The organism is Stenotrophomonas sp. ESTM1D_MKCIP4_1, from assembly GCF_003086895.1.
Classification (GTDB): domain Bacteria; phylum Pseudomonadota; class Gammaproteobacteria; order Xanthomonadales; family Xanthomonadaceae; genus Stenotrophomonas.
On sequence record NZ_CP026004.1, the window covers coordinates 4,437,404 to 4,459,487 of the forward strand.

At 68.9% G+C, this 22,084-nt stretch carries 18 protein-coding genes; 10 read left to right on the top strand and 8 right to left on the bottom strand.

Annotation, left to right across the window (positions count from 1 at the left end; translation table 11 throughout):
* Positions 1-120: 120 nt before the first annotated feature.
* The 3 genes from recD to recC are packed head-to-tail and all read right to left on the bottom strand — an operon-like array spanning position 121 to position 8,959.
* Positions 121-1,986 (bottom strand): exodeoxyribonuclease V subunit alpha, encoded by a 1,866-nt coding sequence (gene recD, locus C1924_RS20065; RefSeq protein WP_108766890.1) that lies wholly within the window; start codon positions 1,984-1,986, stop codon positions 121-123.
* Positions 1,983-5,621, bottom strand: a complete 3,639-nt coding sequence (recB, locus tag C1924_RS20070) for an exodeoxyribonuclease V subunit beta (protein WP_108766891.1) — start codon at positions 5,619-5,621, stop codon at positions 1,983-1,985. The genes recD and recB overlap by 4 nt, the downstream gene beginning before the upstream one ends.
* Positions 5,618-8,959, bottom strand: coding sequence for an exodeoxyribonuclease V subunit gamma (recC, locus tag C1924_RS20075; RefSeq protein ID WP_108766892.1), 3,342 nt, complete (start codon positions 8,957-8,959; stop codon positions 5,618-5,620). Before recC ends, recB begins: the two co-directional genes overlap by 4 nt.
* A 208-nt stretch (positions 8,960-9,167) precedes the next feature.
* On the opposite strand from recC, the gene C1924_RS20080 reads away from it, so the two are divergent.
* From C1924_RS20080 to C1924_RS20105, 6 genes are read left to right on the top strand one after another with little or no spacing between them, the layout of a single operon-like run.
* Positions 9,168-9,956, top strand: a complete 789-nt coding sequence (locus C1924_RS20080) for an ATP-binding cassette domain-containing protein (RefSeq protein ID WP_108767137.1) — start codon at positions 9,168-9,170, stop codon at positions 9,954-9,956.
* Positions 9,956-10,705 (top strand): MlaE family lipid ABC transporter permease subunit, encoded by a 750-nt coding sequence (locus tag C1924_RS20085; protein ID WP_079224408.1) that lies wholly within the window; start codon positions 9,956-9,958, stop codon positions 10,703-10,705. The genes C1924_RS20080 and C1924_RS20085 overlap by 1 nt, the downstream gene beginning before the upstream one ends.
* 58 nt (positions 10,706-10,763) lie before the next feature.
* Positions 10,764-11,288, top strand: a complete 525-nt coding sequence (mlaD, locus tag C1924_RS20090) for an outer membrane lipid asymmetry maintenance protein MlaD (protein WP_108766893.1) — start codon at positions 10,764-10,766, stop codon at positions 11,286-11,288.
* Positions 11,285-11,947 (top strand): ABC transporter substrate-binding protein, encoded by a 663-nt coding sequence (locus C1924_RS20095; RefSeq protein WP_108766894.1) that lies wholly within the window; start codon positions 11,285-11,287, stop codon positions 11,945-11,947. The genes mlaD and C1924_RS20095 overlap by 4 nt, the downstream gene beginning before the upstream one ends.
* Positions 11,937-12,248, top strand: coding sequence for an STAS domain-containing protein (locus tag C1924_RS20100; protein ID WP_108766895.1), 312 nt, complete (start codon positions 11,937-11,939; stop codon positions 12,246-12,248). Before C1924_RS20095 ends, C1924_RS20100 begins: the two co-directional genes overlap by 11 nt.
* A 1-nt stretch (position 12,249) precedes the next feature.
* Complete coding sequence (locus C1924_RS20105; protein WP_108766896.1) at positions 12,250-13,251, top strand: VacJ family lipoprotein; 1,002 nt, start codon at positions 12,250-12,252, stop codon at positions 13,249-13,251.
* A gap of 106 nt (positions 13,252-13,357) precedes the next feature.
* On the opposite strand, the gene C1924_RS20110 is transcribed toward C1924_RS20105, so the two are convergent.
* The 3 genes from C1924_RS20110 to rmuC all read right to left on the bottom strand — a co-directional run bounded on the left by C1924_RS20110 (position 13,358) and on the right by rmuC (position 16,052).
* The gene (locus C1924_RS20110; protein WP_108766897.1) at positions 13,358-13,903 is read right to left on the bottom strand and encodes a glutathione peroxidase; all 546 of its coding nucleotides are present in this window, start codon (positions 13,901-13,903) and stop codon (positions 13,358-13,360) included.
* A 127-nt stretch (positions 13,904-14,030) separates the two neighbouring features.
* A complete protein-coding gene (locus C1924_RS20115) occupies positions 14,031-14,429 on the bottom strand; it encodes a hypothetical protein (protein WP_108766898.1) in 399 nt (132 codons plus the stop codon).
* Between the two features lie 72 nt (positions 14,430-14,501).
* Positions 14,502-16,052 carry a DNA recombination protein RmuC gene (gene rmuC, locus C1924_RS20120; protein WP_108766899.1) on the bottom strand — a complete coding sequence of 517 codons (1,551 nt, stop codon included), beginning with the start codon at positions 16,050-16,052 and terminating at the stop codon, positions 14,502-14,504.
* Positions 16,053-16,096: 44 nt separating this feature from the next.
* Here rmuC and C1924_RS20125 point away from each other — a divergent pair, with 44 nt between their 5' ends.
* Positions 16,097-16,699 (top strand): glutathione S-transferase N-terminal domain-containing protein, encoded by a 603-nt coding sequence (locus tag C1924_RS20125; protein ID WP_108766900.1) that lies wholly within the window; start codon positions 16,097-16,099, stop codon positions 16,697-16,699.
* A gap of 528 nt (positions 16,700-17,227) precedes the next feature.
* Here C1924_RS20125 and C1924_RS20130 read toward each other — a convergent pair.
* A complete protein-coding gene (locus C1924_RS20130) occupies positions 17,228-18,235 on the bottom strand; it encodes a zinc-binding alcohol dehydrogenase family protein (protein ID WP_108766901.1) in 1,008 nt (335 codons plus the stop codon).
* Positions 18,236-18,327: 92 nt separating this feature from the next.
* Here C1924_RS20130 and C1924_RS20135 point away from each other — a divergent pair, with 92 nt between their 5' ends.
* Positions 18,328-19,305 carry a LysR family transcriptional regulator gene (locus tag C1924_RS20135; protein ID WP_108766902.1) on the top strand — a complete coding sequence of 326 codons (978 nt, stop codon included), beginning with the start codon at positions 18,328-18,330 and terminating at the stop codon, positions 19,303-19,305.
* A gap of 8 nt (positions 19,306-19,313) precedes the next feature.
* Entirely contained in the window at positions 19,314-19,943 is a 630-nt protein-coding gene (gene leuE / locus C1924_RS20140; RefSeq protein ID WP_108766903.1) for a leucine efflux protein LeuE, read from the top strand.
* A gap of 35 nt (positions 19,944-19,978) precedes the next feature.
* On the opposite strand, the gene C1924_RS20145 is transcribed toward leuE, so the two are convergent.
* Positions 19,979-20,881, bottom strand: a complete 903-nt coding sequence (locus C1924_RS20145) for a LysR family transcriptional regulator (RefSeq protein ID WP_108766904.1) — start codon at positions 20,879-20,881, stop codon at positions 19,979-19,981.
* Between the two features lie 111 nt (positions 20,882-20,992).
* Between C1924_RS20145 and C1924_RS20150 the strand changes: the two genes are divergently transcribed.
* The gene (locus tag C1924_RS20150) at positions 20,993-22,060 is read left to right on the top strand and encodes an aldo/keto reductase (protein ID WP_108766905.1); all 1,068 of its coding nucleotides are present in this window, start codon (positions 20,993-20,995) and stop codon (positions 22,058-22,060) included.
* The last annotated feature ends 24 nt before the right edge of the window (positions 22,061-22,084 follow it).

Below are 22,084 nucleotides of genomic sequence, written 5' to 3' on the forward strand. Positions count from 1 at the left end.
AGGTGTCGACCTTGGTCGACACGGGGTCGGATATCGATGTCTGACAGATGTGTCGACCAACGGTCGACACCTACCAACAGCCGCAGTTTCCAGTAGATCCACGCCATGCGTGGATGGGGGTCAGAGCCCGTTCCCGTCGGCATCGGGATCTGACCCCGGCTCTGCACCCAAGCGCCACGCCAATCCGCCGAGGCGGCTCGCGTGCCGCTTCAACGCGGCTTTCAGCACCGCTTCGCTGCCGGCCACGTGCAGCACCTGGCGGGCGCGGGTCATACCGGTGTAGACCAGCTCGCGCGACAGCACACGACTGTCCTGGCGGGGAAGCTGCAACCAGACTTCATCGAACTCCGAGCCCTGTGCCTTGTGCACGGTCATGGCGAAGGCGCTTTCGTGCGCCGGCAGTGCTGCCGGATGGAACGCCCGCGGCTGCTCGGCGGCGTCACCAGGGAACCAGGCCGCCATCGCACCGCTGCTGTCCCGCAGGCAGATGCCGATGTCCCCGTTGAACAGACGATGGCGATAGCTGTTCTCGGTCACCAGCAGCAGGCGGCCCTGGAAGTAGCCCGGCGTGTTGCCGGCCAGCAGCTGTTCGATGCGGCTGTTGAGCCCGCGTGCGCCCTGCGGGCCTTCGCGCAGGGCCGTCAGCACGCGCAGGCGGCCGGCCTGCTGCAGCGCGCGGCCGGGGTCTTCGGCCTCGGCCAGCGCCCGCCAGTGCGAAAGCAGGTGCTCACGCTGGCCGCGCAGCGGGTCGGCGTCATTGTCGTGGAAGTGGACACCGGACAGCTGCCCTGCACGCAGCAACGCCAGGGCCGTATCGCTGTCGCCTTCGCGCACGGCCTGGGCCAACGGCGCCAGCTGCAATGCGTCGCTCTGCCGGTAGCCGCGCTGCAGCTGCACGCGACGGCCAGCAAAGGCGCGCGGCGCGGCTGGCGGCTGCAGGGTCGGTGTTGCCAGCAGATGATGCAGGGCCTGCGCATCGTCGGCACGGGTGCCGGTGCCATCGCCACTGGCGCGCAGGATGGCGCTGAGCACGTCGCCCGCTTCCACCGAGGGCAGCTGGTCCGGATCACCCAGCAGGATCAGGCGGGTGCCGCTGGCAATGGCATCGACCAGCTTGGCCATCAGCGGCAGATCGATCATCGAGGCTTCGTCCACCACCACGACGTCCACCGGCAACGGATTGTCAGCGTGGTGGCGGAAACGCGGTGAATCGGGGATGACGCCGAGCAGGCGATGCAGGGTGGTACCGGTGGTCGGCAATGCCGCACACAGCGCCGGATCCAGGCCTTCTTCCTGCAGCCGCTGCACGGCCAGGCGCAGGCTTTCGGCCATGCGTTCGGCGGCGCGCCCGGTCGGTGCCGCCAGGGCGACCTGTGGCACCGGTGCGCCCGCCTGCAGGGCCTGCGCAGCCAGCAGCAACAAGAGGCGGGCGATGGTGGTGGTCTTGCCGGTGCCGGGACCGCCCGTCACCAGCGCCAACGGATGGCGCAGGGTCACGCCGGCCGCACGTGCCTGGTGGTCTTCCTGCACGGCGGCAGCGGGGAACAGCCGTGCGAACAGCGGCGCCAGCGCGGCCAGGTCCGGTGGCGGCAACGGATGCCGGCCGATGCGCTGCAGGCCTGCGGCCAGCTGTCGTTCGTACTCGCGGTAACGGCGCAGGTACAGCAGGCCGTTTTCGAGCACCAGGGGGGCCTCCCCGGCAGCAGCATCGGCATCCTCCGGCTGCGCCACCCAGGGCGACGCCTGCAGCTGGGCCAGCCAGTGCTGCGCAGGCGGCCATGGAATCTCACCCTCGATCAGGCGGCCGGGTTGCCACGGATCGAAGCCGGCGTGCCCCTGCGACACTGCCAGCGACGCCAACGCTGCGGCCACCGCCACGCCATCGGGCGTGTCGTGGCGCAGCCGCAGCAGACTGGTGGCCAGCGCATGGTCGAGCGTGCGCAGGTGCCCGCCGCGGTACAGCTGCTTTAGCAGGGTCTCGCTCATGCGCTGGCTCCGATGGCGCGCGCGACCAGTTCCGCATGCGCGGCTTCGCCCCCCGCGAACAGTGCATCCAGCCCATCCACCAGTTCCGGCGGGAACCGCTGCGTGTGCACGCCATTGCCGGTGCCATCCAGGCCACGGCAGAACAGATAACGGATGCCGCCCATGTCGCGCGTGTACGCGTAGGCACGGCCCAGACGGAAGCGCAGCCAGCGGTGCAGGGCCACGGTGTAGATCAGCGCCTGCAGGTCGTACTCGCTGTGGTGCATGGCGATCTGCAGCAGGTCCGGGCTGTAGCCCGGCAGTCGGTTGGATTTGTAGTCGAGCACGTACCAGCGCCCATCGCGCACGTAGGTAAGGTCGATCTTGCCGGTCATCAGCCCTTCCAGACGGCGACGCAGGCCGAAGCCACGACGCGCACTGGAAATGCCATGGTCGTGCAGCAGCTGCAGCAGCGCTGGCACGGCAGTGGGTTCGATCGCAAAGTGGAATTCGATTTCGGCACGACGCTCATCTTCACCGAGGCTGTGCAGGGCACCGCCCTCAGGCAGTGCAACGGTCAGCGTGTGGCCGACCAGCGGCACCAGAACCGCCACGCCATCGTCCAGGTCCTGGTCGGCATAGCCTTCGTCATGCAGCGCCTTGCGCAGCAGTACATCCTGTCCTTGCGGCGCAGTCTGCCCGGGTACCCATGCGCCCCAGGCGGCAAAATCGACGTTCTCCAGGGCGTTGTGCAGGACGTTGCCGAAGCGGCTGCCCATGAAGCGCGGGTCCAGCGGCGCGGCTTCGGCGGCGGCGGGTTCGGGCAGGGCCGGCTCCAGGGGCAGTTCCGCGCCGGCCGGTTCGTCGGCGGCCGGGGCCGGCAGTTCGGTGGCAGCGGCTTCAACGTCGTCGCCGGCATCGGCATGCGCCAGCTGGGTGAAGCTGTACACCCACCAGTCATGCGGTACGCGCCGGGTCAGGGTGCGCACGGGCGGCAGTCCGCCCTCCTGTTCCACCGGCAGCTGCGGCAGCCGCAGCACCGGCTCACTGTCATCGACGTGCACATCGGCATGCGTCCGCAGCGCCTGCAGGTCTCCCAGCAGCGGTGCGAGGCGTGTTTTGCCGAGCCCAGCGAGATCGCCGATGGCGATCCACAGCGCATGCTCGGCACGGGTCAGGCCGACGTACAGCAGCCGCGCATCCTCGGCGCGCTGCTCGCGGTCGCGCTGCCCGCTGGCCGCTTCCCAGGCCTCGTCCTTGTCCAGCTTCCAGTGCAGCTGGCGCTCGCCGTCCACATGCACGGTGCAGTGCCCGGCGGTACTGGGTGCGCCACCGTCGATGCCGACGAAGGGCAGGTAGACCAGCGGGTACTCCAATCCCTTGCTCTTGTGCAGGGTGATGATCTGCACGCGGCGCGCATCCGATTCCAAGCGCAGCAGCTGCTGTTCGTCGTTCTGGTCGGCATTGGCCATCTGCCCCTGCAGCCAGTCCAGCAGGCCATGCATGCCCAGCGCCTGCGCCGAGGCTTCCTGCAGCAGTTCGCCCAGCTGCAGGTAGTTGGTCAGCCGGCGCTCGCCGTCGATCAGCGCCAGCAGGCGTTCGCCTTGCGCGGCGCAGACATCGGCCACCACCGCAAACGGGCCACCGCGCTGCCAGCGCTCGCGCCAGTGCAGCAGCTGTGCCTGGAATGCGCGCTGCAGGTCACCCTCCCGTTCCATGTTGGCAATCGCACTGGCCTGCTGGCCGAGCAGCACGGTCGCCAGTGCCGCGCGCAGGCGGCCTTCGTCGGCTGGTTGCAGCAAGGCCAGCAGCAGCACACGCAGATCGCGTGCTTCCGGGGTGGAAAACAGGCTCTGCTTGCCCGCCGCCACCGCTGGAATGCCCACTGCCGCCAGCGCGCGCTGCACCAGCGTCGCCTCGCGGTGCGAGCGCACCAGCACGGCGATGTCGCCAGGCTGCACGGCGCGGCCGCGCAGGAGGGCGGTACCGGCGCGCGCATCCAGCAACGTCTGGTGGATGTCGGCCACACAGGCCTGGGTGGCTGCCGCGCGCGATGCGTCGGCGCTCATCGCCTTGTCGCCTTCACTGCGCAGCACGCGCAGGGTCAGTGCCGGCGCTGCGTTGCCATCGCGCTGGTAATCGCCGTCGCTGCGCACACCACCGGGGCGGACCGGCTCGAAGCCGATGCCCGCTTCCAGGAAGGCGTCCTCACCCCCGTTGTCATACAGCGCCTGCAGCGCGCGCAGCACCGAAGGCCGTGAACGGAAGTTCTGGTCCAGCGGCGGGGCCGGCCGCGCGGCCTGCTTGGCCTTCAGATAGGTGTGGATGTCACCGCCACGGAAGCCATAGATCGCCTGCTTCGGGTCGCCGATCAGGAACAGCGCGGGCGGCAGGTCCAGCTCCCGCACTTCGGGTGAATCGCCGAAGACGGTGTGGAAAATGCTCCACTGCCGGTCATCGGTATCCTGGAATTCGTCGACCAGGGCGATGCGGTACTGCTGGCGCAGCTTGCGCACCAGTTCCAGTCGCTGCGATCCCTCCAGTGCGTGGGCGACGCCATCAATCAGATCGTCGTAGGTCTGTACACGGCGGGTGCGCTTGAGCATGGCCAGGCGCTGGGTGGCTTCCTCGCGCAGGGCGTGCAGGAAGTTCAATGCGGTGGCACGCAGCCACTGTTCGCGCACGGCAAGCAGCGCCACGTAGCGTTCCAGCGGTGCCTGCAGCGGCGAGGACGGCGTGCGGTCGACGAACTTCTTGTTGGTCTTGGCCACCAGTGCATCGCGCAGCAGCGCGGGCAGGCGGTCGCTGGTCATCAGTTCGCTGGCATCACCGCGCTCGGCCCAGGCCAGCAGCTGCCGGCCCAGGGGATGCAGCCACCCCAGCTTGTAGGACACGCCGTTGATCCACTTGTTGTCGACCGCTTCGCACAGGTCGAGGAAGAACTGTTCGCCATGCTCGCGCACGGCCCGCGACAGTTCCGCGGCTGCGCCCTGCAGGGCCGGTCGCGGATCGTCCACCACAACCGGCTGCGGGCGCGGGTACAGCGGCGGCGAGGCCAGCAGCGCGCGCAGGTCCGAGGCCAGTGCATCGGGGTGCGACCACAGCCAGGTCAGTGGCTCCAGCGTGGCCGGGTCGTTGGCGTGCAGGCGCCAGAGGTCTGCAGCCAGTTCTTCCAGCAGCTCGCGATCACTGGCCAGCAGTTCCGGCGGATCGAAGGTATGCCCGCTTTCCAGCGCATGCTCACGCAGCACGCGGGTGCAGAAGCCATGGATGGTGAAGATCGAGGCCAGGTCGATCTCATCGGCGGCCACCTGCAGGCGGCGCTTCAGTGCGGTGGCGCTCTCCTGGCCGGAATCCAGGTGCCGCTGCAGCACCTGCCGGGTCAGCAGCGCGTCCGGCGCCTCGTCGCCGGCCGGCGCAAGATCGACCAGGCGCGCGGCCAGGGCAAGGCGCTCGCGGATGCGCTTGCGCAGTTCCTGGGTGGCCGCATCGGTGAAGGTAACTGCCAGGATCTGGCCGATGCGCAGGCCCTGCTCCACCACCAGGCGGGTGAACAGCGTGGCCAGGGTGAAGGTCTTGCCGGTGCCGGCACTGGCTTCGATCAGGCCGATGCCCTGCAGCGGCAGCTGCAGGTAGGGATCAACGGGTGCACTCATGCGTCGGCCTCCTTGCGGGTGTCCGCCGGGCCACGCCCGTCGCGTACCGCACCGAACACGACCTGGCTGTTGCGCAGCAGGTCGGCGTAACTGTCGTCATCGGCAAAGGGATCGGCGCCACGCAGCAGCAGCTGCCAGGCATCGCTGTTGGCTTCGCCCCAGCTGCGGTCGCTGCCGTGCCACTGCTTCCAGCCTTCGCTGCGCTGCTTGTCTGCTGGCGCGGTGAACAGCACCCAGCCGGTATACGGCGCGAAGCGCAGCGGTTCACGCAGGCCTCTCCGTCGCAGCTGCAGCAGGGCGCGCAGCGCGGCGCGTGCCGCTGGGGCACCGGGCGCAGGCAGGATGTGCGGGCCGGGGCCGGCATCGCCGCCGTCATGGAACTGCACCAGCGGCAGCGCATCGCCGGCCGCGTTGGCCAGCAACCAGTCCAGGCCCTGGCGGATCACCGCGTTGCCGTTCAGCGTGCCCGCGCGCAGGCGCACCAGTCCCTCGGGATGGCGGTCGGCCACGCGGCCATGCAGGCGCACGCCGTCGATCTCCACTTCATAGCGGCGGCTTTCCAGCGGCTCGCCCTTCATCCAGCCCAGCATCGCGGCGGCATAGGGGCGGGTCTTGAGCTGCTCGGCCTCGAACTGGCGCTCGCCCAGCGCACCGGACGGCAGCAGGCCACGGGCACGCAGGCGCGGGTACAACGGCTCGGCATCGCCGCTGAGGGTGGCGCGCACCACGGCCGCCTGCACGCTGCGCTTCTCCGGGCCGCGCGATGACAGCACCAGCGGCTCAAGGTCGTCCACGTCCTCGACATCATCCGCCAGGCGCAGGCCCAGTGCCTGGGCAAGGAACTGCCCTGCCGGATCACACAGGAAGCGGCGCAGCGTATCCAGTGCCACCTCGTTTTCGACCGCATCATCCAGCGGCGGCGGCAACGCGGCATCGAACCAGGGCTGCAGCCCACCGCGCTGCCCCGCCATGCGCCCGGCCGCCGGGTACCACTGGCGGCGGTAACTGAAGCGACGCGGATCGCCTTCGCCGAAGGCCGCAGGCGAGAACGGCTGCAGTGCATGACGCACGGTGAACGCGCCGATGGCCAGCTCCGGCGCCTGGTGATAGGCCGCGGCGGCGTCGATCAGCTCGCTGACCAGCACCGAGGGCTCACGCACGCTGCCATCGCGCGGGTCGGCGCCCAGATAGCTCAGGTAGAACACATCCTGCGCGGCAGCGAACAACTGCAGGAACAGGAACCGGTCGTCTTCGCGGGTGGAACGGTCGCCCGCGCGACGGCGCGGCGTGTCCAGCTCGGCGGTGAGCTGGTTCAGGCCGGCGGCCGGGTCGCGGCGCGGGAAGTCGCCATCGTTCAGGCCCAGCACGCAGATCACCCGGAACGGCAGCAGGCGCATCGGCACCATGCGACCGAAACTGATGCCACCGGTCAGCAGCGGTGCGCGCGTATCGGCCTCGGACAGTGCACCGGCAAAGTGGGCACGCACCACCTCCGGCGGCACACCGTCCTCGAAACCCGCCTTGTGCGCATCGTCGGCGAACTGGTTGAGCAGCTTGCGCAGGCGCTCCAGCGCGCGCTGGCTGTTGGGCGAACTGGGCGCCTCCGGCAGCAGCGCATCGAGCAGGGACAACAGGCGTTGCCGCCACTGCGCCGGGGTCAGGGTCTCGCCCAGCCTGCGCTGGTACAGCGCCAGCACGCGCAGCAGGCGCAACAGGTGATCGAGCGCGTCCAGCGCGCCGCCTTCCAGCTCGCTCCAGGGCGCCACACCGGCCAGGTCGGCATCACTGCCGGTCGCGTGGCCCAGCAGCAGGCGGTCCAGTGCGAACTGCCAGGTGTAGGCATCGTCGCGCGGGGCCTGCAGCTGGCTGCGGTGGTTGGCATCGATGCCCCAGCGCGCACCGGCCTGCTGCAGCCAGCCATGCAGGCGGTCGAAGTCCACCGCCTCCAGCCCGGCGGCCTCGGCCAGCGGCGCGCTGGCCAGCAGGTCGAGGATTTCGTTGAGGCCAAACCGCGACACCGGCAGCGACAGCAGGTGCACGAACACGTCGGCCAGCGGTTCACCCGCCAGCGGGCTGCTGTCGGCCAGCGCGTAGGGAATATGCTCCTCGTCGCCACTGCGGCCGCCGAACACGGCTTCCAGATAGGGCACGTAGGGATCGATGTCCGGCGCCAGCACGGCAATCTCGCGCGCCTGCAGGGGCGGGTCGAAGCGTGGGTCCTGCAGCAGGCTGCGCAGCTGGTCGTGCAGCACCTGCAGTTCGCGCAGGCGGGTGTGGCAGGCATGCACCTGCAGGCTGGGATCGTCGCTGCGCAGCTGCGCGCGCAGCTCGCCCGAGGGCAATGCCCGGCGATGGAACAGATCGCGCTGCAGGCGATGCAGCAGGCTGTCGGCCAGGCCGCCTTCATCCAGGGTCGGGCGGGTGTCGTCTTCCGGATCGGAGTACGCGGCGATCTCGCCGGCCGGGTGCACCACTTCGTAGCTGCCGAGCACGGCCATGAAGTCGCGGCCGGCCGCTCCCCAGGCTTCCAGCAGGCGGTTCTCGCCGGCGGCCTCGCCGAAGGGATCGGGCGCGCCGCTGCGCAACCGCTCGGCCAGGGTCTGCAGGTCGCCCCAGTACGACTGCACCGGGGTCGGCATATAGAAGTGCAGCTCGCCGACGCGGGCCTGGGTGGCCATGACCCGCAGCACATCAGGCGAGATGTTGAGGGTGGCAAACGCCGACAGGCGCGGAGGCAGGCCCTTGGGCAGCGGCTTGCCCGGGCCTTCAAAGCGATCCAGATAGTCCTGGATGCGGCGCGCGCGGTAGCCGCGGTTGGCGGCGATGGCACGCCACAGGATCGCCTGCGGGTCCGCCGGGTCGGCGCCGGCATCCCAGCGGAGCAGCCAATCACGACGCCACGCCTGGTACTTCTCGAACACCGCAGCCAGTTCACCGGCCAGCGCCCACGGCTTCAACGCGTCGCCACCGGCAAGATAGGCCTGCAGCGCACGCATGGGGGGCTGCGCCAGCAGCGCGGGATCACGCAGCGCCTGGTACAGCTTCCAGTGCAGGCCGGCGGCATCCAGATCGTCGGCTTCGCCCTCGACATTGGCATTCAGCGCACGGGCGACGAACTCGCCCGGCGTAAGGAATTCCAGGTTGGCGGCCACGCCATACTCGGCTGCCAGCGTCGCCTGCAGCCAGCGACGCATCGCCACCTGCGGGATCAGCACCACCTCCGGCGCCAGCAGTGGCTGGCCCTGCACGGGGGCACGCACGTTGCGGGCCAGCAGGGCGGCCAGCACGTCCAGCGTGTTGGAGTGATAGAGGCGAAAATCGCTGAACGGGTCGGTCATCGTGCACAGTGTGCAGGACGTCGGGCAGTATTCAATGGTGGCAGGCCCATCCAGGCCCGCATGTGCCGCGATGGATTGTTCCGGGACACCCGGGCATTGTCCCGGCCTGCCGGCCGCCGCGTCGTGCGACAATACTGGACCGTCCAGTCCGCTTATGTTCAGCCGGCTGACCCCACCCTTCGATGTCTAAAAAACGTTAATGGTGCCCATGTCGGCTTCCGCCTCCAGTCTGGTGCAGTTGTCCAACGTCCGCATCGACCGGAGCGGACGCACGATCCTGCGCGACGTTTCCCTGCAGGTTCCGCAGGGCAGCATCACCGCCGTGCTGGGCCCTTCCGGCAGCGGCAAGTCGACTCTGCTGGCCGCGCTGACCGGCGAACTGCGCCCGGTTTCCGGCGAGGTCACGCTGTTCGGCAAGCCCATCCCGCAGGACAGTGGCGCGCTGCTGGACATGCGCAAGAGCGTGGGCGTGCTGCTGCAGGGCAATGGCCTGCTGACCGACCTCACCGTGGCCGAAAACGTCGCCCTGCCGCTGCGTACCCACACCCGCCTGCCGGCGGCGGTGCTGCGCCGGCTGGTGCAGATGAAGCTGCACGCGGTGGGCCTGCTGGCCGCCGCCGATGCCTGGCCGCGCGAGCTGTCCGGTGGCATGGCGCGCCGCGTGGCACTGGCCCGCGCCCTGGCGCTGGACCCGCCGCTGATGATCTACGACGAGCCGCTGACCGGGCTGGACCCGATCGCCTCCGGGGTCATCATGAGCCTGATCCAGCGCCTCAACCACAGCCTGGGCCTGACCAGCATCATCGTCAGCCACCACGTGCATGAAACCCTGCCGATCTGCGACCAGGTGATCGCCATCGCCAATGGCGGCATCGTGTTCCAGGGCACGCCCGAAGCGCTGCAGTCCAGCCAGGACCCGCTGCTGCGGCAGTTCCTGCACGGCCAGCCCGACGGCCCCATTCCGTTCGACGCCGCTCCGCGGGCGAGGGTTGCCTGATGCCGTTCGTGCAAGCCACCCGTTCGCTGGGCCGCGCCGGCCTGTTCTCGCTGACCGTGCTGCGCGGCTCGCTGCCCACGCGCGACTTCCTGGCCGAGCTGACCCGCGAGATCTACAAGATCGGCGCGCGCTCGCTGCCGATCATCGCCGTCGGCGGCGCCTTCGTCGGCCTGGTGCTGACCCTGCAGGGCTACCGCACGCTGACCACCTTTGGTGCGGCCGACGCGCTGTCGACCCTGCTTGGCCTGTCGCTGTACCGCGAGCTGGCACCGGTGCTGACCGCGCTGCTGTTCATCGGCCGCGCTGGCAGCTCGATCGCCGCCGAACTGGGCCTGATGCGGGCCACCGACCAGATCAAGGCACTGGAACTGATGGCCATCGATCCGGTGGCCAAGGCCGTGGCGCCGCGCTTCTGGGCGGCGGTGCTGACCGTGCCGCTGCTGACCGGCATCTTCTGTTCGCTGGCCATCAGTGCCAGCTACTTCGAGGCCGTGCACGTGCTGGGCCTGGACAACGGCGTGTTCTGGTCGGCGCTGCGCAACAGCGTGGACTTCTGGGACGACTTCGGCGTGGCGATGCTGAAGTCGGCGATCTTCGGCGGCACCGCCGCGCTGGTCGCCTCCTACGTCGGTTTCCATGCCGAACCGACCATCGAAGGCACCTCGGTGGCCACCACCCGTGCGGTGGTCAATGCCTCGCTGCTGGTGCTGATGTTCAACTTCGTGCTGTCGGCAATGTTGTTCACCTAACCCCTCCTCCGGCGGTGCGCAGGGCGCGCGGCCACCACGACTCGATCAGGTAATCCACATGGCCATACGCGGTCCCAGACTCGAATTCTCCGTCGGCGCATTCCTGCTGCTGGCCCTGGCATCGCTGATGGTGCTGGCCGTGGCCTCGACCAACCAGCGCTGGAGCTGGGGCGGCCAGGGCTATGAACTGAAGGCGCGCTTCTCCCAGGTCGGCCAGCTGCGCAAGCAGGCGCCGGTGAAGATCGGCGGTGTCACCGTCGGCCAGGTCGCCTCCATCGAACTGGATCCGGTGAAGTTCGAGTCGATCGTGACCCTGCGCATGGACAGCAAGGTCAAGGACCTGCCGGCCGACACCTCCGCCGGCATCTTCACCAGCGGTTTGCTGGGCGAGAGCTATATCGGTCTGCAGCCGGGTGGTGATCCGGAAGTGCTCAAGCCCGGTGAGGAGATCGTCTTCACCCAGCCGGCGGTGGACCTGCTGCAGCTGGTCGGCAAGTACATGTTCAGTGGCAGCGCCGGTGGCGGCGCGGGCCAGAAACCCAACGATGGCGAGCAGTCGCCTGCAACGGAACCGCAACCATGAAGATGAAACTGATCCCGGCCCTGCTGGCCTCCTCGCTGCTGCTGGCCTCTCCGTTCCTGGCCCAGGCGCAGTCCGCCCCCGCCGCTGCCGCCGCCCCGCAGGGCCAGGCCGGCAAGGTGGTGATCGACGCCAGCAGCCGCATCATGTCCACCCTGCAGCAGCGCCGCGCTGAGTTCACCAGCAACCCGGCCAGCCTGCGCAGCTACATCGACAGCGAACTGACCCGCACCTTCGACCGCGACTATGCCGCGCGCCTGGTGCTGGGCACGCACGCCCGCGGTGCGTCCGACGCCGATATCAAGCTGTTTGCCGACGCGATGGCCGACAGCCTGATGCAGCGCTACGGCTCGACCCTGCTGAACATCCAGGGCAAGCCGAGCTTCCGCCTGAAGGGCGAGAGCCCGCTGCCGGGCAACCGCGGCGTACGCGTGGCCACCGAGCTGGTGCGTGCCGGCAACGAGCCGACCCCGGTCGAGTACTGGATGCGCAACGTGAACGGCCAGTGGAAGATCTTCGACGTCAACATCGAAGGCATCTCCTACGTGCAGACCTTCCGCAACCAGTTCGACGCCCCGCTGCGCCAGAAGGGCATCAAGCAGGTTGCCAGTGAACTGCGCAGCGGCAGCATGCAGGCCGGGCCGGCCGGCAATGGCAAGTAAGCCGCTGGCCCTGCTGGAAGGCGACACCCTGCGCCTGCGCGGGGTGCTCGACCGTGCCGCCGTGGTCGCGCTGTGGCCGCAGCTGCAGGCCCTGCCGGCAAAACTGGCACGGTTGGAACTGGGCGAAGTCGAGCGCGTGGACAGCGCCGGCCTGGCCCTGCTGGCCGAACTGGCCGCGCGCGCACGCAGCCAGGGCCACCCACTGGCCATCTCCGGCACCCCGGCCGGCTTCAACGAACTGAGCGCAGCCTACCGGCTGTCGCCCGATCTGGATTTCAATGCACCTTCTGCTGCGAGCTGACATGAACGTCGTACGCGCCTTTCCCCTGATGATCCTGGCCCTGGCGCTCAGCGCCTGTGCCGGCAAGCCCGCGCGCAGCGATGCGCCGGTGGCCGACACCGTGGTTCCGGCCACCGCCACCGCCACCGCCGACGCACCCGCTGCCGACACCGGTGCGGTTGAACCGGCACCGACGGCTGCCGCGGATGACGCGTCGGCAACGACCACGCCGACGCCCGCCGACGCCGACGCCGAGGCAACCGCTGCGGCCGCCGCCGCGCCCGGTGGCGACGACGACTTCGACGCGCTGTACGGCAACACCGGCACGGCTGCCACCACGGCCGCCTATGACCCGTGGGAGCCGCTCAACCGCCGCGTTCACCGCTTCAATGTGGGCGTGGACAACGTGATCGCGCGCCCGCTGGCCACTGCCTATACCCATGTCGTGCCGCGCTTCGCACGTACCGGCGTGAGCAATTTCTTCAGCAACATCCGCGCGCCGGTCACCATCGTCAACCAGCTGCTGCAGGGCCGCCCGGATGATGCGTGGGACACCCTGGGCCGCTTCCTGATGAACTCGACGCTGGGCATCGGTGGCCTGTTCGATCCCGCCAGCAAGGCGATGGTGCCCAACCGCCGCGAAGACTTCGGGCAGACCCTGGGCGCGTGGGGCTGGCGCCGTTCGCGTTACGTGGAACTGCCGTTCTTCGGCCCGCGTACCGTGCGCGATGTGTTCGGCCTTGCCGGTGACATGCCGCTGTCGCCGATGCGCACGATCGAGGAAGACAAGATCCGCATCGGCCTGCAGGGCCTGCAGCTGGTGGACACCCGTGCGCAGCTGCTGGCGGTGGATGACCTGCGCAGCTCGGCCGTGGATGAGTACGCGCTGGTGCGCGATGCCTGGCTGCAGCGCCGCAACTACCAGATCGAGAACGATCTGCGCGGCAAGCGCGAGCGCGGCAGGGACGATGAGAATTCGCCGATCCCGGTGGACGCCATGCCGATGCCGAACTGGACCAACTGATCGCCGCGGTCCACGCAGGAAAAAACCCCGCCTTGGCGGGGTTTTTTCTTGGCTGCCGCCTGGGGTCGGAGCCTATTCCGCTGGAATGGGGTCCGACCCCGGTTGATCAGGCGGCCAGCGCGGCGTCGATCGCCTCGCGCAGGCGCGCGTCATCGGCGGCCACGTCCGGGGCGAAGCGTGCGACCACCTTGCCGTCGCGGCCGACCAGGAACTTCTCGAAGTTCCACAGCACTGCCGGGGCGGCGTGGATCGGAATCTCCTTGCTGGCCAAGCGCTCGCGCAGCGGGCCTTCACCGATGGCCTGCGGCTGCGCGGCGGTCAGCTTCTGGTACAGCGGGTGGGTGTCCTCACCGGCCACGCTGATCTTGGCGAACATCGGGAACGTCACATCGTAGGTCAGCTGGCAGAACTGTTGGATCTCCGCCTCGCTGCCCGGCTCCTGGCCGAGGAAGTTGTTGGCCGGGAAACCCAGCACTTCCAGACCCTGGGCCTGCTTTTCCGCATACAGCGCCTGCAGGCCTTCGTACTGCGGGGTCAGGCCACACTTGGAGGCGACGTTGACCACCAGCAGGACCTTGCCCTGGTAATCGCCCAGGGTGGACGGCTGGCCGTCGATGGTGGTGAGGGAAATGTCCTGGATCGGGGTGCTCACGCGGGGGCTCCGGCTATGGCGTGGAAAGGTCCACCAGCATAGCGCCGCACGATGTCGGTGGTGCCGGCCGCCGGCCGGCATTCGCATGTCACCGTTCCCCGGGGTTCATGCGGCGGCCGGCACGACCTCAATCCACGCAGATCGTGCCCTGCGCCTTGCCGTCCTCGACGCGTTGGCGGCAACCGAAATTCTGGCTGACATCGCGCTGGCAGGTACCAGTCGCCACCAGGCCCGCCTCGGTTTCACCCGCGGCCAGGCATTGGCCACTGCAGTCGCGCTTGCTGCTGCAGGTCCTGCCGGCGTCGGCATAGGGAATCACGCACTGCACGCGCTGCAGGCGGCCCAGCGGCTGCAGGGTGCCACCGGCGGCCTGGCAATCCACATTGCGTGCTTCCTGGTAGGCCGCAGTAGCTTCCGGCGTATCCGCCGCAGCCGGTTGCGCGGCGGTGTCAGCGGTGGGTGGCGTACTGCTGCAGGCCGACAGCAGGGTGGCCAGGGCCAGGCTGGCAAGGAAGCGAAGACGCATGGTTGGACCTGCTGGCGGCAATCGAGGCCGCCAGCATACGCACTGCAAGGTGCAGAGGATGTGTCAGCGTGCTCAGGCCTCTTCGCCCTCGCCCGCCTCGTCCTCGCCAGTCTCTTCCTCGGCCTCGCCCAGATCACCCAGCAGTTGCTGCACCTGCTCGTTGGCAAGGGTTTCCACGCCACGCAGGCGGCGCTCGATGGTGCGTGTCTTGCGGCTGGCCGCGCCGATGCTGCGGCCCACGGTGGTGATCTGCTTCTCGGCCTTTTCGAGGATGCCGGCGAACTTGCCGAACTCGCTCTTCACCGCACCCAGCAGGCTCCACACTTCGCTGGAGCGCTTTTCGATGGCCAACGTGCGGAAGCCCATCTGCAGGCTGTTGAGCAGCGCGGTGATGGTGGTCGGGCCGGCCACCACCACGCGGTGGTCGCGCTGCAGCAGGTCGACCAGGCCGGGCCGGCGGATGACCTCGGCGTACAGGCCTTCGGTGGGCAGGAACATCACCGCGAAATCGGTGGTGTGCGGCGGCACGATGTATTTCTCGCAGATCGACTTGGCCTGGACCTTCACCGCACGCTCCAGCTGCGCGCCCTGCACGCGTACCAGCTCGGCATCACCCTGCTCCTGCGCATCCAGCAGGCGTTCGTAGTCTTCGCGCGGGAACTTGGAATCGATCGGCAGCCACACGGGTACGTCATCGCCGCGGCCAGGCAGGCGTACGGCGATATCGACCATTTCCCCGCTGTCCGGGCGCACCTTCACCGCGCGCGCGTACTGTTCCTGGATCAGGGTCTGCTCCAGGATGTTTTCCAGCTGCACCTCCCCCCAGCTGCCACGTGTCTTGACGTTGGTCAGCACGCGCTTGAGATCGCCCACGCCGGTGGCCAGCTGCTGCATCTCACCCAGCCCGCGCTGCACCTGCTCCAGGCGCTCGGACACCAGCTTGAACGACTGGCCCAGGCGGGTTTCCAGGGTGGTCTGCAGCTTTTCGTCCACGGTCACGCGCATCTGTTCAAGTTTCTGCGCGTTGTCGCTCTGCAGCGCGCGCAGCTGTTCTTCCAGCGTGGCGCGCATTTCGGCGATGCGTTGTTCGTTGCGCTGGGTGAGTTCCTGCAGGCGCAGGCCCAGGCTTTCGGTCAGGCGCTGCTGCGACTGCGCGCCTTCGTCGCGGCCCTTGCGCGCATCGTCCACCAGGGTCTGGCGCAATGCGCCCAGCTGGGTGTCGGTGCGGGTGGTGAGTTCCTGCAGCTGCTGGCCAAAGGCGTGGATGCGCGCCTCCTGTTGCTGGCCGAACACTTCCAGCTGCGCACGCAGCTCCTGCAGGCGCTGGCCCATCAGCGCGCCACTGCGCTGCTGGCTTTCGGCCGCTTCGGCACGGGCCTTGCGCGCATCCTCGCCGAGGGCTTCACGCAGCAGGTCCAGGCGCTGGTCGGTGCGGGTGGACAGATCGGTCAGCGCGCGGGCGAAGCCGTCCAGCTGCTCGCGCAGTTCGCTGCGGCCGGCACGCGCCTCCTCGCGAACCGCCTGTTCCAGGCGATCGTGGGGCGGGCGGCGCAGCAGGGCGACCAGCTGCAGGACAAGTACGGCCAGCAGAAGGCCGCCGATGAGCAGGAATTCGGTTTGCATGCCACCAGTGTAGGCTGGCCCCGTCTCAAACGCTGCGTCTGACCATGCTGGAACTGTACGGAAAGCCGACTTCGATCAACGTGCGCAAGGTGCTGTGGCTGTGCGCCGGGCTGGACCTGGACGTGCGACACCACGCGACGCCCGATGCCGACCTGCTGCGTGGGCTGAACCCGAACATGCAGGTGCCGGTGCTGCGCGAGGGCGGTTTCGTGCTGTGGGAATCCAACACCATCTGCCGCTACCTGGCCACGCGCGCCAAGCGGTACGACCTGCTGCCGGCCGAGCCGCAGGCGCGGTCGCGGGTGGAGCAATGGATGGACTGGCAGGCCACCGATCTGAACACGGCGTGGCGCCACGTGTTCATGGCGCGCGTACGTGGGCATGCCGATTACCCGGACGACGCGCGGGCGGCGGCGAGCCTGGCGCAGTGGAACCGTCTGATGACGATGCTCGACCTGCAGTTGGCAGGCCACGCGCACGTGGTCGGTGAAGCCTTCACCCTGGCTGACATCGTGCTCGGGCTGTCCACCCAGCGCTGGCGCTGCACGCCGGGCGACAAGCCGGTGCTGGCCAACATCGAGGCGTGGTTCGAGCGGTTGCGGCAGCAGCCGGGGTTTGCCGAGCACGTCGACAACGGCGTTGCCTGAGGGTTGGGGGTGTTTGCAGGGCTTGCAGCCCTGCACCTGCTGCAAGCCAGAGCAACGTCAACATCAGAAGCCTGCACTCCGTGGGATGGCGGGGTGGGTCCGGTTGAGGGGGACGCCGTAAACCCGTCCATGGGGGCTTAGCCGCGCCATCCATGGCGCGGATACCCCCGCAACCGGACCCACCCCGCCTTCGACAGATTCCCACTGCTGATGGTGGGTGCCGACCGTTGGTCGGCACGGAGCCGGCTCTGGTAGGTGTCGACCTTGGTCGACACACGAGCGAAGCGACCGGCTCTTGCTCTTTCTTTTCTTTTCCGTGGCTGACCGCACACGGGAACTGTCAAAGGTCGGGCGGGTTGGGTTCGCGGGACCGCAGGCGCCATGGATGGCGCCTACGAGCCTCCCAGGACGGATTCACGGCGTGTCCCGCGAACCCAACCCGCCCGACCAGGCGCGGCTGTTGCAGTCGACTGACAGTCGACTCTACCGATCTGCAGCCACGAGGGGCTCAGCCGTTGGCCTGGACTCTTACCACCCTTCCAGCACGATCTTGCCCTTGGCGCGATGGCTTTCCAGCAGCGCGTGCGCGCGCCGCAGGTTGGCGGCATTGATGCGCCCGAAGTGCTCGCCCAGCGTGGTCTGCAGCACACCGGCATCGATCAGCTCGGCGACGCGGTTCAGCAGATCATGCTGGCGCTGCATGTCCGCCGTCTTGAACAGCGGACGGGTGAACATCAGTTCCCAGTGCAGCGACAACGCCTTGCGCTTGAGTGCCATCACGTCCAGCTGGCCCGGATCGTCGATCAGGCCCAGCTGGCCCTGCGGTGCCAGTACCTCCACGATCTGCGCGTAGTGCTGGTCGGTGTGGGTCAGGCTCGCCACGTGTTCCACCTGCGGGATGCCCAACCGCGCCAGGCCTTCTGCCAGGGGCAGCGTGTGGTCGATCACATGGTGTGCGCCCATCGCGTAGACCCAGTCCTGGGTATCGGGGCGCGAGGCGGTGCCGATCACGGTGAGCTTGGTGAGCTGGCGCGCCAGCTGCACCAGGATCGAGCCGACGCCGCCGGCAGCGCCGATCACCAGCAGGGCCTGGCCTTCACCGCCGCCCTCGGAGATGCGCAGGCGGTCGAACAGCAGCTCCCAGGCCGTGATCGCGGTCAGCGGCAGGGCCGCGGCGGCGGCATCGTCCAGGCTTGCGGGCTTGCGGCCCACGCTGCGCTCGTCCACCAGCTGGTATTCGGCATTGCTGCCCGGGCGGTCGATCACCCCGGCGTAGTAGACCGCGTCGCCCGGCTGGAACAAGGTCACCTCGCTGCCCACCGCATCGACGATACCCACCGCATCCCAGCCCAGCACGCGCGGGCCTTCGGTGGCTGCGCTGCGACGGACCTTGGTGTCCACCGGGTTCACCGCCACCGCGCGTACCGCCACCCGCAGGTCGCGGGGGCCCGGCTGCGGCAGGTCCAGGTCGATGTCGATCAGGGCCTGGGGATCGTCGATCGGCAGGCCGGCGTGGGTGTAGGCAATGGCGCGCATGGCAGCGGTCCAGTGGGGAAAGGAAGCCACAGCGTGCGCCGCGCGCAGCCCCGCGGAAAGGCGCAGAATCAGTCAGCACTTTCACTCTGGCAATGAAAATGATCCGCTTCGACGATCTGCAGCTGTTCGTCCGCACCGCCGCACTGGGCAGCTTTTCCCAGGCCGCACGCGAGGCCGACCTGCTGCCCGGCCAGGTGGCCGCCGCCGTGGCACGGCTGGAACGCGAGCTGGACCTGCGCCTGTTCGTGCGCACCACCCGCAGCCTGCGCCTGACCGGCGAAGGTGCGCTGTATCTGCCCTATGCCCAGGAGGTGCTGGCCACCCTGCGCGAGGGCCAGGCCCGGGTACAGGGTGAGGATGCCGCCCTGCACGGTACACTGCAGCTGTCGGCACCCTCGGATTTCGGCCGCAACCTGCTGCTGCCATGGCTGGCCACCTTCCGGGCTGCGCACCCACGGCTGCGCCTGCATCTGCGCCTGTCCGACGAGGTGGCCGATGTGTTCCGCGACCCGGTGGACGTGGCGATCCGGCTGGGCCACTTCGACGATGCCAACTACGTGGCCTTGCCGTTGCTGGAGGGCAACCGCCGTGTCCTGGCCGCCTCGCCTGCCTACCTGCAGCGGCGCGGCGTTCCGGCACGGCTGGACGACCTGCGCGAGCATGACTGTCTGGCCTACCAGCTTGGCGGGCGCACCCATGACCGCTGGGCGTTCGAGGTCGAAGGACGACGGCTGGTGGTGCCGGTGCGCGGCCCGCTGGTCTGCGACGATGCCGATGTGGTGAGGCGCTGGGCGGTGGCGGGCGAAGGCATCACCTACAAGTCGTGGCTGGACCTGCGCGAGGACGTCCGGGCCGGGCGCCTGCAGGTGCTGCTTGACGGCATCGGCAGCCACATCCCGTTGCAGCTGGTGTGCCCGCACCGCAAGCAGTTCTCGCCGGCGGTGCGGCAACTGCACGCGCAACTGCGGGACCACCTGCAACCGCTGCTGTCCGGCCTGCCCGGCGGCGGCGGCCCCCTGTCCCCGGCACCGGCTCTGGCCGACAATGGCGCCCCCCCGCAACAACAATGAGCCATGCCATGCCGTGGATGGGCATCCAGGATCTGTGGACGTTCCTGCTCGCCGTGCTGGTGTTCCTCGCCCTGCCCGGGCCCGGCACCTTCACCCTGCTCACCGCTACCGGGCGCGGTGGAGTCCGCGGCGGCTATACCGCGCTGGCTGGCCTGCTGGTGGGTGACCAGATCCTGATGTGGCTGGCTCTGGCCGGGGTGGCCGCGCTGCTGAAGGCCAACCCGCTGGTGTTCCACGCCGTGCAGTATCTGGGCGCGGCCTATCTGGTATGGGTCGGTATCAGCCTGCTGCGCACCCCGCGCACCGGGGATGGCGACGCCGGCCCGATCCGCATGCAGCCGGGCCGCTATTTCCAGCAGGCCATCCTGGTCAGCCTGTTGAACCCGAAAGCCATCCTGTTCTACATGGCCTTCCTGCCGTTGTTCATCGACCCCAAGGCCCACCAGGGCCTCGCGACGTTCGCGGCACTGGCCGGCATCATCTTCGTGGTCAGCGTGGCTTACTGCTCGCTGCTGATCGGTGCGGGCAACCTGGCCCGCCGCCGCCTGATCCAGCACCCGCGCATCAGCACGGCCCTGCGCCGCGTGGCCGGCCTGTTCCTGGTCGGCTTCGGCATCCGGCTGGGGTTGAACGGGTGATGCGGCGTACCCGGTAGAGTCGAGCAGGCTCGATGCTACCGGGGCTGCATTCCTTCGCGCAGATGGTCGATGAATACCCGCAGCTTGGGTGCCATCTGCTCGCGCGCCGGGTAGTACAGGTGGAAGCCCGGGAACGGCGGTTGCCAGTCCTGCAGCACGCTCTGCAGTCGCCCGACGGCAATGTCGTCGGCCACCAGTGAAGCGAAGCCCTGGGCCATGCCCAGGCCGTCGAGCACAGCGCGATGGGCGACGCCGGCATCGTTGAATACCAGCCGGCCGCTCACCTCCACCTCCAGGTCATGGCCGTCCCGGCTGAATTCCCAGGGCATCAGCCGGCCGTTGGCCAGGCGATGCACGATGCAGGCATGACCCTGCAGATCGTGCGGCGTCCGTGGCACGCCATGGCGTTCAAAGTAGGCCGGGGTGGCCACCACTACCTGCCGTTCGGGTGGCCCGACCGGTACCGCGATCATGCCCTGCGCGAGGGATTCGCCCAAGCGGATGCCCGCATCGAAGCCGTCGGCCACCAGGTCGGTCAGTGCCGGGTCGACGCACAGTTCCACCTGCACCTGCGGGTAGCGCGCCAGGAAATCGGGCAGCCGCGGCAGCACCATGCGGTCGGCGACGATGCGTGGGAGGGTCACCCGCAGCCGCCCGGCCGGCACCGATCGCGCGCTGTCCAGTTCGGCGAAGGCCTGGTCGATCTGATCCAGGCCACCGCGCACCCGTTGCAGGAAACGCGCGCCGTGTTCGGTCAGTGCGACCCGTCGGGTGGTCCGCTGCAGCAGGCGCACGCCCATCCGCGCTTCCAGCGCGCGCACGCTCTGCGACAACGCCGAGGTGGACACGCCCAATGCATCGGCAGCGCGGGTGAAGCTGGCATGCTCGGCCACGTGGACGAAGGCGACCACGGCGGTCAGCGGGGCGGAGACGTCCATTGTGAAGCCAACCTTCAAAGTGAGTCCGGTTGCACGCAGTTTATCCACATGATCGACAGGAGGAAGCTGGCTCCTCCGGCGGATGAACCGCCTTCGTGATGGAGACCTGCGATGTCGCTCGACCACTACCGCCTTCTTGGACGCTCCGGCCTGCGCGTCAGCCCGATGGCGCTGGGTACGATGACCTTCGGTGCCGACTGGGGCTGGGGCGCGGCCGAAGCCGAGGCCCGCCGCATCTTCGACGCCTACGTCGAACGTGGCGGCAATTTCGTCGATACGGCGAACAACTACACCAATGGCAGCGCCGAGAGCCTGCTGGGTCGCTTCGCCCAGGGCCAGCGCGACCGTCTGGTGATCGCCAGCAAGTACACCTTGGCCACCGTGCCGGGCGACCCCAACAATGCCGGCAACCATCGCAAGAGCATGCTGCGCTCGGTGGAGGACAGCCTGCGTCGGCTTGGCACCGATTATCTGGACGTGCTCTACCTGCACGCCTGGGACGACACCACCGGTGTGGACGAAGTGATGCGTGGCTTCGACGACCTGGTGCGCAGTGGCAAGGTGCTGTACGCCGGCATATCCGACACGCCGGCCTGGCAGATCGCGCGCATGCAGACCCTGGCCGACCTGCGCGGCTGGGCCCCGCTGGTGGCCCTGCAGATCGAGTACAGCCTGATCCAGCGCAGCGTGGAACACGAGCTGCTGCCCATGGCCGAGGCGCTGGGCCTGGGGGTGGTGGCGTGGTCGCCGCTGGGCAGCGGCGTGCTGACCGGCAAGTACAGCGCAGCGGATCTGGCCCTGGACGCGCCACTGGATGCCACGCCGGGTGGCTCGCGCCGCAATGTTGCCCTGATCAACGGTGCGTTGACCCCGCGTTCGCTGGATATCGCCGAGGAAGTGAAACAGATCGCCGAGGAACTGGCGCACTCCCCAGCGCAGGTCGCTCTGGCGTGGCTGCTGCAGCGCCCGGGCGCCGGGGCGCTGCCGATCGTCGGCGCCCGCACGCTGGCCCAGTTCGAGCACAACCTCGCCGCGCTGGAACTGCAGCTTCCGGCCGACGCGCTGGCCCGGCTGGATGCGCTCAGCGCCGTGGCCCCGTCCTTCCCGCACGACTTCCTGCAGATGCCGCTGCCGCGCATGTTGATGAGCGGCGGTACCCGCCTGCAGCCACGCGCCTGACCCTTTTTCCTGGAGACTTCACGA

Bases quoted from the DNA above. Each gene is read 5' to 3' on its own strand.
- C1924_RS20115 (WP_108766898.1), bottom strand. From the start codon at position 14,429: ATGCGTCTTCGCTTCCTTGCCAGCCTGGCCCTGGCCACCCTGCTGTCG.
- C1924_RS20100 (WP_108766895.1), top strand. From the start codon at position 11,937: ATGGCAAGTAAGCCGCTGGCCCTGCTGGAAGGCGACACCCTGCGCCTG.
- recD (WP_108766890.1), bottom strand. From the start codon at position 1,986: ATGAGCGAGACCCTGCTAAAGCAGCTGTACCGCGGCGGGCACCTGCGC.
- rmuC (WP_108766899.1), bottom strand. From the start codon at position 16,052: ATGCAAACCGAATTCCTGCTCATCGGCGGCCTTCTGCTGGCCGTACTT.
- mlaD (WP_108766893.1), top strand. From the start codon at position 10,764: ATGGCCATACGCGGTCCCAGACTCGAATTCTCCGTCGGCGCATTCCTG.
- recB (WP_108766891.1), bottom strand. From the start codon at position 5,621: ATGAGTGCACCCGTTGATCCCTACCTGCAGCTGCCGCTGCAGGGCATC.
- C1924_RS20105 (WP_108766896.1), top strand. From the start codon at position 12,250: ATGAACGTCGTACGCGCCTTTCCCCTGATGATCCTGGCCCTGGCGCTC.
- C1924_RS20080 (WP_108767137.1), top strand. From the start codon at position 9,168: ATGTCGGCTTCCGCCTCCAGTCTGGTGCAGTTGTCCAACGTCCGCATC.
- C1924_RS20085 (WP_079224408.1), top strand. From the start codon at position 9,956: ATGCCGTTCGTGCAAGCCACCCGTTCGCTGGGCCGCGCCGGCCTGTTC.
- C1924_RS20145 (WP_108766904.1), bottom strand. From the start codon at position 20,881: ATGGACGTCTCCGCCCCGCTGACCGCCGTGGTCGCCTTCGTCCACGTG.
- recC (WP_108766892.1), bottom strand. From the start codon at position 8,959: ATGACCGACCCGTTCAGCGATTTTCGCCTCTATCACTCCAACACGCTG.
- C1924_RS20135 (WP_108766902.1), top strand. From the start codon at position 18,328: ATGAAAATGATCCGCTTCGACGATCTGCAGCTGTTCGTCCGCACCGCC.
- C1924_RS20150 (WP_108766905.1), top strand. From the start codon at position 20,993: ATGTCGCTCGACCACTACCGCCTTCTTGGACGCTCCGGCCTGCGCGTC.
- C1924_RS20125 (WP_108766900.1), top strand. From the start codon at position 16,097: ATGCTGGAACTGTACGGAAAGCCGACTTCGATCAACGTGCGCAAGGTG.
- C1924_RS20130 (WP_108766901.1), bottom strand. From the start codon at position 18,235: ATGCGCGCCATTGCCTACACCCACGCCGGCCTGCCGATCGACGATCCC.
- leuE (WP_108766903.1), top strand. From the start codon at position 19,314: ATGCCGTGGATGGGCATCCAGGATCTGTGGACGTTCCTGCTCGCCGTG.
- C1924_RS20095 (WP_108766894.1), top strand. From the start codon at position 11,285: ATGAAGATGAAACTGATCCCGGCCCTGCTGGCCTCCTCGCTGCTGCTG.